The sequence below is a fragment of the Marinobacterium sp. YM272 genome, from assembly GCF_050908845.1.
In the GTDB taxonomy this organism is placed as follows: domain Bacteria; phylum Pseudomonadota; class Gammaproteobacteria; order Pseudomonadales; family Balneatricaceae; genus Marinobacterium_D.
In genome coordinates, this window is record NZ_CP194171.1 from 3,099,762 (window position 1) to 3,115,454 (window position 15,693).

Here is a 15,693-nt window from a genome sequence, read left to right on the forward strand (position 1 = left end):
CTTCGCCTCCGCTAAAACCGGCGCATCATACCGCCGGCGGGTTGCGCTTTCCAGCCAGGCGCCATTTCATTGCCGACGGATCTGCCCAGTCGTTCAAGGCATCGAGAACACCCGCGCCCCGGAACAGTTCGCCGCATTGTGGATCTGAGCGATAGCAATACTCGCAGCCATCGAGCGAGAAACAAAGCTGCCAGGCGTGGAGATAACCCCGGTCGGGTGCCGGTTCGACCACTTCATGATAGATCGGATCACCGATGATTGGCGCGCCGACACTTTTCAGCGCCACACGAATCTGATGGGTTCGCCCGGTGCCGGGTCTGCAGAGAAAAAGCCGCAGACCGGGACCAGCAGAGCAGCTGTAGAACTCGGTGAGCGCCGGATTGCTGCGGCTGCGCAACAGTTTCCAGCTGCCGCGGCGTCCCCGCTCCATATCACCGATCACCTGCCCCTGTTTTTTGGTCGGTTTTTTGTCGCTGAGCGCAAGATAGTACTTTTCGACCTGCTGATTGCGAAACAGCTCCGCCAGCCGGTTACAGACCTCTGCCGAACGCGCCAGCAGCATGACGCCGGAGGTCATCCGGTCCAGACGGTGAACCAGCCAGAGCTTTTCATTGCGGTCACGCTCCACCTGCATCACCAGACCGACCGCTTCCTGGTCGCGGTGAACACTGACACCCGGTGCCTTGTCGATCACCAGAAAGCCGTCGGTTTCAGCAAGAATCTTGTACATCAAAGGGCCCGGCAGAATTAGGAGCGCAAATTCTCCGGGATACCCGGGCGGGGATCAAGCGGGACCGAACATACGGGCGATCTCTTCCGCCCTGCCGGTATAGATTCGCAGCTCCCAGTAGCCTTTCAGATGATCGGTGCAGTGGGTGCCATCGAGGTGCACCTCCAGACAACCGGGTGTTGGCAGCTCGAGCGACAGGAAACCGCTGCCCTGGTGTGGCCGGCTCAGGTCGATCACCACGAGCCCGTTGCTGGACGCCACAAGCCGAGCAGGTGTGACTGCAATGACCCCGTTGAACCAGCTGCACGCCATGACGGACTTGAAGCCACGCCCCGGCGATACCCGGTGTGATAGAGACATGGGAGTATCAGGCACCTCAAGCATGTAAGTGCCTTTGGCATTATCCCGGTACGCTACCGGTTTCGACGCGGTGATATCGAACATCCTGCCCTCCAGTACGAGTCGACTCCCCTACAGCATACGAGGTTCGACGCGCCGAGCGATGACAGTGACGTGACGTGTTGGTGACAGCTGAGGGTTGGCCGCTACCAGCCCATCACCTGTTTTACGAAAGGTACCGTGATACGCCGCTGGGCACTGAGCGAGGCGCGATCGAGCTTGTCGAGGGTCACCAGCAGGTTGGCCATGTCACGACTGCCATGATGCATCAGGTAACGCACCACTTCATCACCGAGCTGCAGTCCGCGTGCACCGGCACGGGCCTTGAGCGCGATTTCTTTGGTCTCGTCATCCAGCGGGCGAATCTGGAACACCAGCCCCCAGTTCAGGCGGGATTCCAGGTCAGGCAGTTTCAATCCGAGGGAGCGCGGCGAACGATCTGCCGCCAGGATCAACACGTGCCCGGCGGCGCGCATGCGGTTGAACAGGTGAAACAGCGCCTCTTCCCACTCCGGGTAGCCGGCAACGCGCTCCAGGTTATCGATGCAGACCAGCTGCAGCTGATCCAGGTCATCAAGAATCTCGGGACCGGCGTGGCTGAGTTCGGCCAGCGGCAGATAGACGGCGGTACGACGCACGGGGTCGGCGGCGTGACAGCAGGACTGCAGCAGGTGTGAACAGCCCACCCCGGCATGTCCCCAAAGGTAGATGTACTGCTCTCCGTGCCCCTGGGCGGCCCGCTCGAGCTCCGCGCGCGCCAACCCGTTATCGCCGGACACGAAGTTCTCGAACCGCGCATCATCACGCAGAATGATACCCAGAGGTAGCTGAACTGGCGCCTTTTTCTTACTCATCTCACTCTACTTCGCCGGTAGATTCCGGCTGGTCGGAGCTATACAGCCGACTACTTTTATAGCCTTCGTGCAGGTGTCTCAGCAGTACCATGATGACCGCAGCCACCGGCAGTGCCAGCAACACACCCACGAAACCGAACAACTGACCGCCCGCCATGATGGCGAAGATCACCGCTACCGGATGCAGGCCGATACGATCACCCACCAACAGCGGGGTCAGTACCATGCCTTCCAGCGCCTGGCCGATGCCGAACACCACACCGACCCATAGCAGAACCAGCGGATCCTGGAACTGTACATAGGCGGCAACGACAGCAACCACTATGCCTACGAAAAACCCCATATAGGGTACGATGCTCGCAAGGCCGGCAAGCATACCAATGAGCAGCGCAAGATCAAGCCCAACAACCCACAGACCGAGCGCATAAATGATACCCAGTGCCAGCATCACCAACAGCTGACCCTTGATAAATGCCCCCAGTACCTCATCACACTCCCGCGCCCAGAGGGTGACACGGGGCTCCAGATTGCGCGGCAGCAGACGCTGGATTTTTTCCATCATCAGGTCCCAGTCACGCAACAGGTAAAAAGTCACCACCGGGATCAACACCAGGTTGGCCGCCCAGGCCGCGACCGCGAGCCCCGAACGGGTCAGACCACCCATCAGCTGGGCCGCCAGGTTACCGGTCTGCTGCCAGTGCTCCCTGATCCACTCCCGGACAAACTCGATATCGGGACGGCTGACGTTCACATCCAGGGTCTTTTCGATCCAGGGCAGAACCCTGTTGTGGAGCAGGTCCAGCACCACCGGAATCTGACGGATCATGGTCTGGATCTGCTCGCTGAGCTGCGGAATCAACAGCAGGATCGACACCACCATCAGCAGCGTCAGGGCTACGAACACCACGACCACCGCCAGGGTGCGGCCCATACCCCTGGCCTCAAGACGGTCAGCGATGGGGTCGGTCAGGTAGGCCAGCAGCGCGCCAACCAGAAAGGGGGACAGTATCGGCGCCAGCAGGTAGACCAGTACCCCGGCAACAAGCGTCGTTATCAGTAAAAACCAGCGTTGCGACTCACTCAGCTGCATCCTTTGCATCCTCCGTTGCACCGGCACTCTCAACGCCGGTGGTTTCAGGCGTCACGATCGCCTGAGGTCCAGTCCATAGATAACGCCCTTCACCCAGCGGCGTCAGGTTGGTGCTGTCGGCCAGCAGGGACTGCAGGCTGCCGCCCGTGCCATCAAGTTCGACGATCAGTTTCACGCCGGTGCCTGCCCGACCTGCGGTTACCACGCGGGCGACACCCGGCTGGGCACTTAGCCAGCCGCTCATTGTCAGGTAGGCCGCCGCCGACTCGAGCCCCTGTACCTCGATCTCCTCCCCATCCGGCTGGAAGGCACCCACAGCCACCGGTTCCAGCGGCAGGGTGTTCTGGCCGGACGCCGCCGTCTCAACCCCGAACAGCAGATCCGCCACCTGGTCCATCGTGCGACGCAGATCCACCGGGTTCAGGCTGGTGCTTTGGCTGACCAGGCGACCCTGGTTAAGCAGCGCCCAGTCCAGGGTCTCACCATCGATGCGTCCAACCAGCACCGCATCCGGCTCGTAGCGCGCCGATGCCTGCAGAATCGCGGCCTGATCCAGGGCGGCGAGCTGACCCGCCTCCAACGCCAGTTGATCGGTCAGATCAAGCAGCGGCTCGCGCACCGGCAGGCCACGTTCCTGGGCGGTTTCCTGTAACTCACGGTAGGTCTGACTGCCCGGCTCCACCAGCGTCATGCCGTCACGCACAAACCAGACCAGCAGCTGCGGACGGTCCGCCGGCTGTACCGGCATTTCAAGGCTGGTCATCAGGTGGCTCAAGGCGTCCCCGTCGAAAGCGATCCGCTCCGGCGTATCCGTGGGCTTAACCAGGAGTGCCGCATTATCGCGGATCGTTTCATACGCCGGATGTTTGAGGATATCGCGCCGGCCACTGACCTTGACCATCACCTGGGCCAGGGCCCGGTTCAGTTTCTCCGCCTGATCCGCCGCCGGGTTGATACTGGCAATGAAAAGGTTGTCCACCGGGGCCGCCTTCAGCGGCAGCGCCAGTAACGGCAGCAAAACAAGAATCAGGATTGGGAAGGTCAACTTGGACAGCAACTTCTGCATCTGCGCCTTTTCCTCTGGCTGTGGCGGACACCGTAAACACGACTCGGGGCGCTGTGTGGGAATACACCACCCAATGGCTGCAACTCTATCACAGAACATTGACCAACAAAGCGGTGAAAACTGGCCTTTACCCTACCCGGCGCTGTAAACTAGGCGCCTTCTTAATCGCTAGTATTCCCGCTGTTGAAAGGTTGATCCAATCCATGTCTACAGGTTCTGAGAAAACATCCCTGAGCTACAAGGATGCAGGTGTTGATATCGATGCCGGCAACGCTCTTGTCGAACGTATCAAAGGCGTCGCCAAACGCACCTCGCGCCCCGAAGTGATGGGCGGTCTGGGTGGCTTCGGCGCTTTGTGCGAACTGCCCGCCGGATATCGCAAGCCGGTACTGGTCACCGGTACCGACGGCGTCGGCACCAAGCTGCGCCTGGCGATGGACCTGGGCAAGCATGACACCATCGGTATCGACCTGGTCGCCATGTGCGTCAACGACCTGGTCGTAGCAGGTGCTGAACCGCTGCTGTTCCTCGACTACTACGCCACCGGCCACCTGAACGTGGATATGGCCGCGGACGTGGTGACCGGCATCGGCGCCGGCTGCGAGCTGGCAGGTGCTGCACTGGTCGGTGGTGAAACCGCCGAAATGCCGGGCATGTACGAAGGCGATGACTACGATCTGGCCGGTTTCTGTGTCGGCGTGGTCGAGAAAGACGAGATCATCGACGGCAGCAAGGTCAGCACCGGCGACACCCTGATCGCTCTCTCCTCTTCCGGCCCGCACTCCAACGGCTACTCACTGATCCGCAAGATCCTCGAAGTCAGCGATGCGGACCTGCAGATGCCGATGGGCGACAAGACCCTGGCTGAAGCCCTGCTGGAACCGACCCGGATCTACGTCAAACAGCTGCTCAAGCTGATCAAAGAGAGCCAGGTTAACGCCCTGTCCCACATCACCGGCGGCGGCCTGCTGGAAAACATCCCGCGTGTGCTGCCGGACAACGCCAAAGCGGTGATCGACACCAACTCCTGGGAAATCCCGGCCGTCTTCAAGTGGCTGCAGGAGCAGGGTAACGTCGAGCAGCGTGAAATGTACCGCACCCTGAACTGCGGCGTGGGCATGGTGATCTGCGTACCGGCGGACAAGGCGCAGGAAGCTCTGGATCTGCTGGCTGGCGAAGGCGAAACCGCCTGGGTAATCGGCACCATCGAAGCTGCCGCTGAAGGCGAAGAGCAGGTCGAGCTGCGGGGTCTCAACGCCTGAGATGAGTGACAAGCGTATCGTCGTATTGATCTCCGGCAGCGGCTCCAACCTGCAGGCGATCATCGATCAGGCGAGCAGCGGCCGGATTCCCGGTCGCATCGCCGCCGTGATTTCCAACAAGGCCGATGCCTACGGGCTGACCCGCGCCAGTAACGCCGGGATCGCGACCGCGGTGCTCAGCCACCGCGATTATGAAGACCGCGCCGCGTTCGATCAGGCTCTGCAGCAGCAGATCGACAGCTACGAGCCTGACCTGGTGGTACTGGCCGGTTTCATGCGCATCCTGACACCGGAGTTCGTGCGTCATTACGCCGGACGCCTGTTTAACATCCACCCCTCCCTGCTGCCGAAATACAAGGGTCTGCATACCCATCAACGCGCGCTCGAAGCGGGCGATGCGGAACACGGATGCACCGTGCATTTCGTCACCGAGGAACTGGATGGCGGTCCGCTGGTCGTACAGGCAGCCACGCCGGTGCAGAGCGGGGATGATGCCGACAGCCTGCAGCAACGAGTTCACCATCTCGAGCACCGGATCTACCCACTGGCGGTAGAGTGGTTCTGTGCCGGGCGCCTGAGTCTGAACAATGGCCAGGTTATGCTGGACGGAGCCGCACTCCCTGCAACGGGATACCGCTACCAGGACGAGTGACCAACGTAATGCGCTACGGACTGAGCACCCTGTTACTGATAACTGCGCTGACTCAGTCCGCCAGCGCCAGCACACTGACCCCGTTTCGCGCCAGCTACACCGCCAACCTGGATGCTGGAGTGGAGCTGAACGCCAACGCATACCGCGAACTTCGCCAGCTTGACGATGGCAGCTGGATATTCGACTCCAACGCCGACGCCGTGGTCGCCAAACAGCACGAAGCCTCCCATTTCAGCTACCGCAACGACACTATCCGACCCAGCCGCTATCGCTACGAGCGAAAGTTACTCGGACGGGAGCGCCTGGTAGAGCTGGAGTTCGACTGGTCCGCCAACCACGTCACCACCACTGTGGAAAACAAGCCCTGGCACATGAAAGTCCCGGACGGCGCCCAGGATAAGCTCAGCTACCAGTTGCAGCTGCGACTGGATCTGGCGGCGGGGAAAAAAGAGATGGTGTACCAGGTAGCCGATGGTGGCCCCCTGTCTGAATACCACTTCCGCGTCCTTGGCGAAGAGACCGTCAGCACTCCGGCCGGAGACTTTAACGCCCTCAAGGTGGAGCGGGTCCGCGGCGACAAGGCCAAGCGCACCACGCACCTCTGGTTCGCGCCGGAACTTGAATACCTGATCGTGAAACTTTACCAGATAGAGTCCGACGGCAAGGAATACGGACTCCTGCTCAACCAACTGGAGAATAGATGACCGCTTTTGACCAGGCCGCCGACAAGGCCTACCAGACCCTGACCGACATTGAGATCAGCGCTGATGCCGGCGATGACGACAAGCGCTTCTTCGCCAGCTACCTGCTCGGCCATGTCAGTCTGATCGCCGCAGACGGCGGTGAAAGCGCCGAATCACTGACCCGGCGGGTCAACGAGAGTCTGGATGACGCATTCGCCGTTGACCGCCTGTCCGATCAGGACAAGCTGGGCATCAGGTCACTCTGGCAGGCGATCAGCGCCGACATTGGCCGCGAGCTCTGAGCCCGCTCAATCACATCCACCAGCAACACCCGTCGCTCGTCCAACGCCAGTGAAAGCGTATGGCAGATCTGCCCGGTTTTGATATCGCTATAACTGATTGAGCTCAACACCCGGCGATCATAGTCCGCGGAACCCACCAGCTGATAGAAGTAAGGCCGCCAGCTCCAGTTGGAGCCCAGGACACTGTCATCCGACTGCCACTGCTCATCGCGGAAAAACCAGTTCGGTGATATCTGGTTGCCCTGGCGGTCGCAGATATAGAACCTCAGAATATCCGGGTCGGGCCGAAAGCTCGAAAGATGACTGCCGGAGTGCTCACCACCGGCCAGCAGCAACTCTCGGAGCGCCATCAATTCGGTTTTAAGCCCGTCATGGTGCCACTGACGCCGCGCTGTCTCCTCGATCGAAAGATCCAGGTGAACCGCCAGCAGCCGGTCCACCTGCGCCTTGAAATGGTCCGCGGGCAGAAACTGCGCCTGCGCAGAGGAGAACAGGAAGCCCTGGATATGGCTGGCATTGCAGTGCAGCGCAAGGAAAAACTCATCCTCGGTTTCCACCCCCTCGAACACCACCTTGCAACCCATTCTCGCACCAAGGTCTCCCATCATCTGCATGAGCGCTCGTTTCTGGTGCACCTCCTGATGGACATCAAACATGCGGATATCGATCTTGAGCACGTCGGGAGTAAACACCATCAGGCGATCGAGCTGCTGGAACCCGGCACCAAAATCATCAAATGCCACCCGCACCCCGGCCTGACGGTAGCGGGTCGCAAGCTCCCGAATGCGATTTATATCGCCACTGATCTCGGTAATCTCAAGCAGCACCTGTTTCGGATCAACGCCCGCTGCGTGAATCATCTTCAGCGTCGGCAGCTGCTCAAAGGATTCCAGCGAATCTATCCATTCCGGCGACAGGTTCAGCGATAGCACCTGGCCCGGCTCCGCATGTTGGGCGAACTCCCGCAACGCCTCGGCTCTCAGGCGCCGGTCCAGTTCCAGCCGCGCCACAGGGTCTGAGTTCTCATCCGCCTGCAGTCGATGCGCGGCGGTGACCACTTCATTGCGATCGTCGTAATGGCGGGCCAACGCCTCGTAACCCACTATCCTACCGCTGGCCACTTCAACGATAGGCTGAAACCAGGGAAACACGTTCTTATTCATAGCCACCTCAAGTCGTTCGCCTGCTCTGTAAGCAAGGCCCGGGCCAGAGCTCTCTCAGCCCGACCCTGAGCCGCGATACAGGGGAAAATCGATGGACGCTCTAGGTTAAGCATAGCGCTTTCCCGGGCTGCCGGATTAGGCTCGACCGAAGCGGGCAGGGATCAAGCGTGCGGTGCGGTCTGTTGCCTGTCGAGGAGGAGCCTTGCCACGGTGACCAGGTTCATAACCACCACCGCGGCTTCAGCCAGGGTGCCACCCACGGAACCGATTACCAGGTTACTCAGCAGCCAGGCACTCCCCGCCCCCGCGAGCATCAATCGCATCGGGATACCACGCAGCATGAACATGCCCAGCGCTCCCATAAAGGTGGCCGCCAGCGGCAGCAGATCAAGTGGACCGCGCCAGGTGAGCCAGGCAGCCACCAGGCTTGCCGCGAGCACCAGCAACATCACTGTCAGGTTGCGGGCGAAGCGACGGGCAAGAAGGATACGAACAACCACCAGGAGGCTAAGCAAGGCAGCGGTCCAGCTGCCGAAAAGCGCGAACTGCAGCGCAAACGCGATATTGGCCGATACCAACAGCCGCAGCAGGCGTTCATCCCGCTTGCTGGCAAAAGCGGCCATACAGAGCGCAAAGGCGGTCAGGCTGACCGCCTGACCCGCCAGTTCAATCCACGTCATGGGCAGAACCTGAAACCTTTAACAAACCCGGACTAGCGACCGACATTTCTGACCCAACCCGGATGAAGCGCGCTATTAAATACGGAGAGAGCCGGCACACGCCGGCAGGCTCACTCTCCCTGAAGGGTAATCACCAGACGCCGGCTACCACCATGATTGCGGTGTTCGCACAGATAAATGCCCTGCCAGGTTCCCATATTCAGGCGCCCACTGGTGATAGGGATCTGGAGACTCGGACCCAGGATACTGCTCTTTAAATGAGCGGGAAGGTCGTCACTCCCCTCCAGGGTGTGCTGGTAGTAAGGCTCATCCTCGGGTACCGCGCGACTGAAAAAACTTTCAAAATCGGCCCGCACCGTAGGGTCCGCGTTTTCATTGATGGTCAGGGACGCCGATGTGTGCTGGATAAAGAGGTGCAGCAGACCGATATTAATACCACCGAGCTCCTCAATCGCCTGTTCGATCTCGTGAGTGATCAGGTGAAAGCCCCGCGCACGCGGCTTCAAGCTGATCTCCTTCTGCATCCACATGACAACTACCCCCTTTTACTGATCCGCGCGGCCCCGACAGTTTCACGCCGCTGTTTACACCAAGTCGAACACCCTAGCCTTGCACCCCAGGATAAACAACTGCCAGACCGCACATACGGCCGCCCGATGCCACCGGCCCAAGCAGTGAAAGAATTGATCGATAACGACGGATTCCAAAGGAGAGATAGCCCGGTGAGTATTAGCTGTATTCAAACCGGAATCGCGGCTTTAAGCCGCTGTACGTTTAAGGCGCCGCGGCGATCGCTGCATACGTATGTATCTGTTCTCTGGTGTATGAGTTCCCTGGTTCGCAGGCGAACTAGTTCATGCAGGCCCTAACTCGCGGGTTCCCTGGGTAACAGGCGCTGCAAGTCTCGCCAAAACGTAATGCTGTCAGGCACCTGCTCCTTGGCCCAGTACATCGCCTCATCGGCGTGACGCAGCAGCTGGTTGGCATCGGCGCCATCGTCAGGGAAGGTCGCCACACCGATACTGGCCCCGACACTGAGCTGCCGACCTTCTATCACGTAGTGCTTGGTCAGCTCATGGTGCAGTCCGTGAACAAGCCGTTCACAGACCTCAGGCTCGGGAATATCGGTCAGGATCAGGGTAAATTCGTCGCCACCCCGACGGGAGACCATATCGGTAGTGCGAACGGAGTTATTCAGCCGTTGCGCAAACTGCTGCAGCACCCGGTCGCCCACATCATGGCCATGGTTATCATTGACCGGCTTGAATTCATCCAGATCGATGAAAAGCACCGCCAGGCGTGAGCTGTCCCTGCGGCAGCGGTTCAGCTCCAGCTTCAGGCGATCGTCAAAGAGCAAGCGATTAGGCAGCCCGGTCAGCTGATCATGATAGGCGAGAATCGATAAACGGTCCTGGGCCCGTTTATGCTCGGTCACGTCGTTGATTGTGTACACCTCGACCGGCTTCCCACCCAGTTGCGCGAGGCTGATGTCCACCGAACAGTGATACACCTCACCGTCCCGGTTGACCGCCACCATCCCTTTATCCTGGCCTCTTAATACCTGCTGGACAGGCTGTCCCAGCAGGTCCGACTCGCTGTAACCGATGAGCAGCTCCATCGCCTCGTTGGCGCGGATAATACACTGGTCGGCATCGACCACCAGCACACCTGAAGCGACCCGGTTGATGACGCTATCGATCAGGTCGCGTTCAAAATGAGCACGCCGGATACGAATAAGGTAAATCGATACAACAACACCAAAGTTCAACAGCGCCAGCAGAAAGGCGCCCCCCTGGTATATCCGGATCTGGGCCGCTTCATGCTGGGTGACCTGCTCCAGCTCCCAGGTTAACCGGTTCATCAGATCCAGCAGCTGAAGGTTTCGCTCCTGCGCCATATAAACGGCGGTCAACAGACTCCTTTGTGCGCCATCATCCAGCAAGCGGTTGACCGCCTCGCTATAGGGCACCCAAACCTCTTCCGCGCTAACCACCAGCGACCGTCCCTGATTGTCGTTAAGTGCCTCCAGGTAAACCTCGTTGCCAAGCCCATCGAAGGTGGTTCCGCCACGCGCAAAGGCATTCAGCGTGCGATCAAACAGCCAGGCACTCTCCTCAAGTTCCGAGAGAATCGGCGTCAGCTCCCAGCCACGCTCCTTTGCATCATCGATCTCCAGCAGTGCTTTTACCATTCGCTGTGACAGCATTCGCTGACGACCAGCCAGGTTGATGTAAACCGCCTGGGATTCGATACGGGAAGAGAGCCAGACATTCAAGGCCAGTGCGGAGAAATCAAACAGCAGGAACAGCGTGACCGCCGCAATCGCCAGGCGAGTGCTTGAGCGGGTATTGAGCTCCCCTATCCACTGGGTTAACCACTTCAAAATCCGTTTCATCGTCTACAGCTACCCATTCCTGAGTGTTGCTCTGATTCCCTGCGCCGACGAGGGGTCATACAGTGCACGCACGAGAGGCGCCAAACACTCCGCCCCCTTCCCAACCTGGCATCCACCCGTGACAGGCCGCTGACCTGCTGTTATCAGAACACCGATTGCAGGCGCTTAAAGCCAGGATTCAAAGAAAAGCCTAGCTGCTTTTCGAGTTTTTTCAGATTGGTCTTCAACTGGCTGCTGCTGTATTGCAGAGATTGCTTGCTGGCAAACAGAATCCAGTTGCCATCGCTGGTTTTGCAGCTTTTGAGTTCACTGAACTCGGCTGACAGCACATTGATCAGTTCACTGCCCTCATGGTCACGCCAGCAATTAAGTACAAGCCAGCCGCCAGGCTTAAGCAGATCCGCGCACTGGTTAACAAACCGCGGCGTCAATTGCAGCTCATCCATGCCCTCTTCTCCGTAGAGATCACTGAACAGGATATCGACCTTGCCGCTATCCGGCGCATCCATGTAGTCCGCCGCATCCATTTCATGCAATGTAAGACGCTTGCTGCGCGGTAACTGGAAAAAACGCCGGGCGACGTCGATCACGGCGGGACGCAGCTCCACGACCTGTTGTTTAATATCGGGAAAACGGTTGTGCAGGCAGGTATTGAGACTACCGGCCCCGAGGCCCAGCGTTAACACCCGACGTGGCTCGATAAAGGCGAGCACCAACAGCATCGCCCGGGTGTATTCATGCTGCGGGTCGGCCATGTCGGACTTCAACGCACAGCTCTGTTCATCATCGTTGCCAAAACTCAGGATACGCCGGTTGCCATCATCCAGCACACGGACAACGCCGTATTGGTCGTAGTCACGATATATCTCCCGGGCGGAAGCGGTCATAAGGGTCTGGTATTCCTCAGGTCGAGCCGGTCTTCGGGGTGATCAGCTTGTCGATTGAATGCAGTGTCAAGTCGGTCAAGGATGGAAACAGGTCCTCCAGAACCTCGGCGATACTGGCGAAAGTGTCTTTGAGATCGATAAAGGCATCCACGACATCGGGATCAAAATGACTGCCCCGGCCGGCGAAGATGTGCGCAACGGCACTGTCGTGCCCCATGGGATCCTTGTAAGGCCGGCGCGAGGAGATCGCATCGTAGACATCCGCCACCGCCATCAGCCGGGCAACCACCGGTATCTCTTCGCCCCTGAGCCCTTCCGGGTAGCCCGTACCATCCCAACGTTCGTGATGGCTCAGTGTAACCTGCTGGCCTATCTTGAGAAAACGCGCGGCGCGCCCGCCCAGACGCTGCTCCATCAGCTGCTCAGCGGTATGCATGGCGTGATAGCCATAGTAGGCGTGCTGCTTCATGATCTCGTACTCGTCCGGCGTCAGCTCACCGGGCTTCTGCAGGATCGAATCGGGAATCGCCACCTTGCCGATGTCATGCAGGGCCGCCGTCTTATACAGCAGTTCGATGGTTTCGGCATCCAGCTCGCCGGCGAAACGCGGGTGGTGTCGCAGATGTTCGGCCAGCGCTTTGACATAATGCTGGGTGCGCAGGATATGGTTACCGGTGGAGTGATCCCGCACCCGGGCCACAGCCGCGAGACAGAGAATGGCCGCATCCTGGACCACCGAGAGTTCAGTCAGCACATGCTCCATCGCATCGGTCTGTTCGTCGACGCGCTGGCGTAACTGGTTGAGCTTGAAATAGGTGCGCAACTTGCCATCGATCACCGGGGCCAGAAACGGCTGAGCCAGGTAGTCATCGCAACCCATCTCCAGCGCCCGCAGCCTCGCATCCGGCGTCGCCTCATGGTTCAACATCAGCACCGGCAGTGAGTTGTGCTTGGCCCGGCCTATCACTGCCTGAGAGCGGGCTTCGCCAAACGCCGTTACCACCGCATCATCTATCAGCAGCACCGCATCCAGACTCCCCGCCTCAAGAGCGCTCTCTACCTCTTTGGGGTCTCGCAAGACGTTCAGGGCGTAACTCGGGTGAAGTACGCCGACAAGGCCCTGCAGAATCGCCTCACTGGCGGTCAGGTATATAAGTTGAGCCATCGATTCTCCTTTCCCGATATGCCTGATACCTGTTGTATACGCGCTCAGTGCGCGTCACCGCATCCTGAGTACGAGGTTAGTATACCTCAAGCGCGGTTCAAGGCTTTTCCAAGTGTCGCAAAATAATAACTAAATGCTCTACCGATGGCGATTCGTTCCGCCGGCAGCGGATAGAGGCCCGCCTTCGCTTCTGGTGACTCCTTGGTCCCCTTGACCAGAAAATGGTTCTTTATTCTGGCATCCTGTACCCAGGCCTCGAAGGCACGGGCACAGACCTCCTCCGGCAGGCTGTAATAGAGCACCCCACGTTCGCGATCCGCCGCCATGGAGCGCTTCACCAGATCACTGGGAGAGCTGCCATCCGCACTGAGCATAATGACGCGGTAGCAGTCGAACAGCAGCTTGTTGAGCGGGTGCTCAACCTCGGCCTCGTCACGCAGCCAGGCCCGCGAACCAAACACCGAAGCTTTAACCGCGGTAAGCGCCTGGCCGGCAATATAGTGATCACATACGGATCACTCTCCAAGTCAACACTCCTGAAACACTCTCACCTCAATAAGCGCGGGGCATCCTAGAGGCTATCAATAGTAGTTGGTTCTTCATAAAACGTCCGACTCGATTTCTCCCTGACTATACTTTCCACGATACAGGCAGTTGCGGTCAGGTGCGCCATGAAACAGCTTGATGCCTTGGAATATTGGAACGCGCAGGGAGCGGAGTACTTTCGAGAGCTATCAACTCTTGGTGCTTTGCCTGATGCGGTGATTCTAAACCTACTAACCAAGGGACGCGTGAAGACGCTAGAAAAAGGCGAAACTCTCTATGCGGGCGGGGAGCGCAGCGAAAGCTTTTGCATCGTTCTTAGTGGTGTAGTGAGCTCATATCAGCCCAGAAAGGACGGCGGTTGGGCTCTGGCGCGAAACCACCACCCCGGAGATGACGTAGGTTTTGTGACGATGATTGCACTTTGTGACCGTATAGCTCGTGTGATAGCTATAGAGGACTCGACTATCCTCGAAATCAGCTCCGGACAGTTTCTGGATTTACACCAGCAGGAGCCCGAAGCATTCGGGCTAATCATACTGAACCTTGTCCGCGGGATGGCTAGAGCTTTTATTAATACAGCTTGGATGTTGTCCGACCTGAACGCCGATCTGAAGACTGCCTTTCCGTCATACCTTCAATCAACGGACACTGAAGGAAATGACTCTGGACCGAAGATCGTTTGAAGCTCAAATAAACCGCCTTTCGGTTTTCAGTGCGGATTATCAGCTTCGTCTGCGGCACATCACGGCAGAAAGCTATCGTTAGCGCTTCTTTCGTCAAGCTATGCGATCAACTTTTCGTACTCCACCCACAGTTTATATTTATATTGTCCAGCCCCGGGCCGACAAAATGCCGCTTCAGACGCTCGTGCTACTGCTCCAATTCCTTGAACCGCTTCAACCCCGGAAAGGTCTGTAAAAAAACGCTCAGATCTAAGCGTGCGATATCCACTTACCGGAACGCTTTGATCGACACGTGACGCTGGCCGGTGCGCACAGCGGGGTCAGCGTGACAGACTTAAAGGAACAATAAAAAACGGGAGCTTGAAAGCTCCCGGTGAACACATCAACAACCATGATGCCAGGGGTGATGAAAGCCAAAACAAGCTGGCTTTAAAACACTACTCAGTAGCAGCCTCTACTTTATGCCAGCACTGTAAATTTGGTTTGCACATTTTGTAAGACCTTGTAACAACCTGTGTCTCCCTGGCTTTTCCCGTCTGTTCAACTCTTATATTTGGGTTTCATATCTATCAGATTCATAGCGGGCCGATCTGCTTCCACTGCCGTCAACGGCTCACAGAGCTCAAGACTATCCAGACAACGCTCCGTCAAACGTTGGTATTCGGCGGTTCCCTCTTCCTTCCAACAAATCTCCTCGTCTCGCAGTTCGCGCTTCACCTCGGCCGGCGAGCCGACCAGGAGCGAACGCGGCGGACATTCGAACCCCGCTTTCACGAAAGCATTCGCGGCGACAATAGATGACTCGCCGATGAGCGCCCCATCCATGATGACGGCATTCATGCCGATCAATGCGTTCACTCCTACCTGACATCCGTGAAGTATGGCGCCATGGCCTACATGGCCATTTTCACGAATCACCGTATCCGTGCCGGGAAACCCGTGCATGACACAGTTATCCTGGATATTTGAGCCTTTCTCCATCACCAACCGACCAAAATCCCCTCTCAGGCTGGCATTGGGGCCGACATAACACTCGGGACCGATAATGACGTCACCAATCAATACAGCAGTCGGATGAACGTAAGCACTGGGATCAACCACCGGGGTGACCCCTTCCAGTCTATATACAGGCATAG

At 58.4% G+C, this 15,693-nt stretch carries 18 protein-coding genes; 5 read left to right on the top strand and 13 right to left on the bottom strand.

The features are described from left to right. Positions 1-25: 25 nt before the first annotated feature. The 5 genes from ACQUQP_RS13785 to ACQUQP_RS13805 form a co-directional block, all read right to left on the bottom strand. The gene (locus ACQUQP_RS13785) at positions 26-730 is read right to left on the bottom strand and encodes a TIGR01621 family pseudouridine synthase (protein WP_432695609.1); all 705 of its coding nucleotides are present in this window, start codon (positions 728-730) and stop codon (positions 26-28) included. Between the two features lie 54 nt (positions 731-784). Next, the gene (locus ACQUQP_RS13790) at positions 785-1,174 is read right to left on the bottom strand and encodes a hypothetical protein (protein WP_432695610.1); all 390 of its coding nucleotides are present in this window, start codon (positions 1,172-1,174) and stop codon (positions 785-787) included. Between the two features lie 101 nt (positions 1,175-1,275). Next, positions 1,276-1,983, bottom strand: a complete 708-nt coding sequence (hda, locus tag ACQUQP_RS13795; protein ID WP_432695611.1) for a DnaA regulatory inactivator Hda — start codon at positions 1,981-1,983, stop codon at positions 1,276-1,278. Between the two features lies 1 nt (position 1,984). Beyond that, complete coding sequence (locus ACQUQP_RS13800; protein ID WP_432698707.1) at positions 1,985-3,067, bottom strand: AI-2E family transporter; 1,083 nt, start codon at positions 3,065-3,067, stop codon at positions 1,985-1,987. Then, the gene (locus ACQUQP_RS13805) at positions 3,060-4,139 is read right to left on the bottom strand and encodes a DUF2066 domain-containing protein (protein WP_432695612.1); all 1,080 of its coding nucleotides are present in this window, start codon (positions 4,137-4,139) and stop codon (positions 3,060-3,062) included. The genes ACQUQP_RS13800 and ACQUQP_RS13805 overlap by 8 nt, the downstream gene beginning before the upstream one ends. A gap of 203 nt (positions 4,140-4,342) precedes the next feature. Between ACQUQP_RS13805 and purM the strand changes: the two genes are divergently transcribed. The 4 genes from purM to ACQUQP_RS13825 are packed head-to-tail and all read left to right on the top strand — an operon-like array spanning position 4,343 to position 7,038. Beyond that, a complete protein-coding gene (purM, locus tag ACQUQP_RS13810) occupies positions 4,343-5,401 on the top strand; it encodes a phosphoribosylformylglycinamidine cyclo-ligase (RefSeq protein WP_432695613.1) in 1,059 nt (352 codons plus the stop codon). Between the two features lies 1 nt (position 5,402). Then, the gene (gene purN, locus ACQUQP_RS13815; protein ID WP_432695614.1) at positions 5,403-6,053 is read left to right on the top strand and encodes a phosphoribosylglycinamide formyltransferase; all 651 of its coding nucleotides are present in this window, start codon (positions 5,403-5,405) and stop codon (positions 6,051-6,053) included. Between the two features lie 8 nt (positions 6,054-6,061). Further along, a complete protein-coding gene (locus tag ACQUQP_RS13820; protein ID WP_432695615.1) occupies positions 6,062-6,757 on the top strand; it encodes a DUF3108 domain-containing protein in 696 nt (231 codons plus the stop codon). Further along, positions 6,754-7,038 carry a YfcL family protein gene (locus tag ACQUQP_RS13825; protein WP_432695616.1) on the top strand — a complete coding sequence of 95 codons (285 nt, stop codon included), beginning with the start codon at positions 6,754-6,756 and terminating at the stop codon, positions 7,036-7,038. Before ACQUQP_RS13820 ends, ACQUQP_RS13825 begins: the two co-directional genes overlap by 4 nt. Here ACQUQP_RS13825 and ACQUQP_RS13830 read toward each other — a convergent pair. From ACQUQP_RS13830 to ACQUQP_RS13860, 7 genes are all read right to left on the bottom strand, one after another. Further along, positions 6,972-8,201 carry an EAL domain-containing protein gene (locus ACQUQP_RS13830; protein WP_432695617.1) on the bottom strand — a complete coding sequence of 410 codons (1,230 nt, stop codon included), beginning with the start codon at positions 8,199-8,201 and terminating at the stop codon, positions 6,972-6,974. The genes ACQUQP_RS13825 and ACQUQP_RS13830 overlap by 67 nt on opposite strands. Positions 8,202-8,362: 161 nt before the next feature. Beyond that, the gene (locus ACQUQP_RS13835) at positions 8,363-8,881 is read right to left on the bottom strand and encodes a YgjV family protein (protein WP_432695618.1); all 519 of its coding nucleotides are present in this window, start codon (positions 8,879-8,881) and stop codon (positions 8,363-8,365) included. A 110-nt stretch (positions 8,882-8,991) separates the two neighbouring features. After that, a complete protein-coding gene (locus tag ACQUQP_RS13840; protein ID WP_432695619.1) occupies positions 8,992-9,411 on the bottom strand; it encodes a secondary thiamine-phosphate synthase enzyme YjbQ in 420 nt (139 codons plus the stop codon). Positions 9,412-9,746: 335 nt separating this feature from the next. Further along, positions 9,747-11,276: a diguanylate cyclase domain-containing protein gene (locus ACQUQP_RS13845; RefSeq protein ID WP_432695620.1), complete on the bottom strand. Its 1,530-nt coding sequence runs from the start codon at positions 11,274-11,276 to the stop codon at positions 9,747-9,749. A 143-nt stretch (positions 11,277-11,419) separates the two neighbouring features. After that, the gene (locus ACQUQP_RS13850) at positions 11,420-12,163 is read right to left on the bottom strand and encodes a spermidine synthase (RefSeq protein ID WP_432695621.1); all 744 of its coding nucleotides are present in this window, start codon (positions 12,161-12,163) and stop codon (positions 11,420-11,422) included. A 16-nt stretch (positions 12,164-12,179) separates the two neighbouring features. Next, complete coding sequence (locus ACQUQP_RS13855) at positions 12,180-13,328, bottom strand: HD-GYP domain-containing protein (RefSeq protein ID WP_432695622.1); 1,149 nt, start codon at positions 13,326-13,328, stop codon at positions 12,180-12,182. A gap of 86 nt (positions 13,329-13,414) precedes the next feature. Beyond that, a complete protein-coding gene (locus ACQUQP_RS13860; protein WP_432695623.1) occupies positions 13,415-13,789 on the bottom strand; it encodes an LPD1 domain-containing protein in 375 nt (124 codons plus the stop codon). A 210-nt stretch (positions 13,790-13,999) separates the two neighbouring features. On the opposite strand from ACQUQP_RS13860, the gene ACQUQP_RS13865 reads away from it, so the two are divergent. Continuing rightward, positions 14,000-14,557: a cyclic nucleotide-binding domain-containing protein gene (locus tag ACQUQP_RS13865; protein ID WP_432695624.1), complete on the top strand. Its 558-nt coding sequence runs from the start codon at positions 14,000-14,002 to the stop codon at positions 14,555-14,557. A gap of 540 nt (positions 14,558-15,097) precedes the next feature. On the opposite strand, the gene paaY is transcribed toward ACQUQP_RS13865, so the two are convergent. Next, positions 15,098-15,691, bottom strand: a complete 594-nt coding sequence (gene paaY, locus ACQUQP_RS13870) for a phenylacetic acid degradation protein PaaY (RefSeq protein WP_432695625.1) — start codon at positions 15,689-15,691, stop codon at positions 15,098-15,100. Positions 15,692-15,693: the final 2 nt, after the last annotated feature.

Bases quoted from the DNA above. Each gene is read 5' to 3' on its own strand.
- ACQUQP_RS13785 (WP_432695609.1), bottom strand. From the start codon at position 730: ATGTACAAGATTCTTGCTGAAACCGACGGCTTTCTGGTGATCGACAAG.
- ACQUQP_RS13790 (WP_432695610.1), bottom strand. From the start codon at position 1,174: ATGTTCGATATCACCGCGTCGAAACCGGTAGCGTACCGGGATAATGCC.
- hda (WP_432695611.1), bottom strand. From the start codon at position 1,983: ATGAGTAAGAAAAAGGCGCCAGTTCAGCTACCTCTGGGTATCATTCTG.
- ACQUQP_RS13805 (WP_432695612.1), bottom strand. From the start codon at position 4,139: ATGCAGAAGTTGCTGTCCAAGTTGACCTTCCCAATCCTGATTCTTGTT.
- purM (WP_432695613.1), top strand. From the start codon at position 4,343: ATGTCTACAGGTTCTGAGAAAACATCCCTGAGCTACAAGGATGCAGGT.
- purN (WP_432695614.1), top strand. From the start codon at position 5,403: ATGAGTGACAAGCGTATCGTCGTATTGATCTCCGGCAGCGGCTCCAAC.
- ACQUQP_RS13820 (WP_432695615.1), top strand. From the start codon at position 6,062: ATGCGCTACGGACTGAGCACCCTGTTACTGATAACTGCGCTGACTCAG.
- ACQUQP_RS13825 (WP_432695616.1), top strand. From the start codon at position 6,754: ATGACCGCTTTTGACCAGGCCGCCGACAAGGCCTACCAGACCCTGACC.
- ACQUQP_RS13830 (WP_432695617.1), bottom strand. From the start codon at position 8,201: ATGAATAAGAACGTGTTTCCCTGGTTTCAGCCTATCGTTGAAGTGGCC.
- ACQUQP_RS13835 (WP_432695618.1), bottom strand. From the start codon at position 8,881: ATGACGTGGATTGAACTGGCGGGTCAGGCGGTCAGCCTGACCGCCTTT.
- ACQUQP_RS13840 (WP_432695619.1), bottom strand. From the start codon at position 9,411: ATGTGGATGCAGAAGGAGATCAGCTTGAAGCCGCGTGCGCGGGGCTTT.
- ACQUQP_RS13845 (WP_432695620.1), bottom strand. From the start codon at position 11,276: ATGAAACGGATTTTGAAGTGGTTAACCCAGTGGATAGGGGAGCTCAAT.
- ACQUQP_RS13850 (WP_432695621.1), bottom strand. From the start codon at position 12,163: ATGACCGCTTCCGCCCGGGAGATATATCGTGACTACGACCAATACGGC.
- ACQUQP_RS13855 (WP_432695622.1), bottom strand. From the start codon at position 13,328: ATGGCTCAACTTATATACCTGACCGCCAGTGAGGCGATTCTGCAGGGC.
- ACQUQP_RS13865 (WP_432695624.1), top strand. From the start codon at position 14,000: ATGAAACAGCTTGATGCCTTGGAATATTGGAACGCGCAGGGAGCGGAG.
- paaY (WP_432695625.1), bottom strand. From the start codon at position 15,691: ATGCCTGTATATAGACTGGAAGGGGTCACCCCGGTGGTTGATCCCAGT.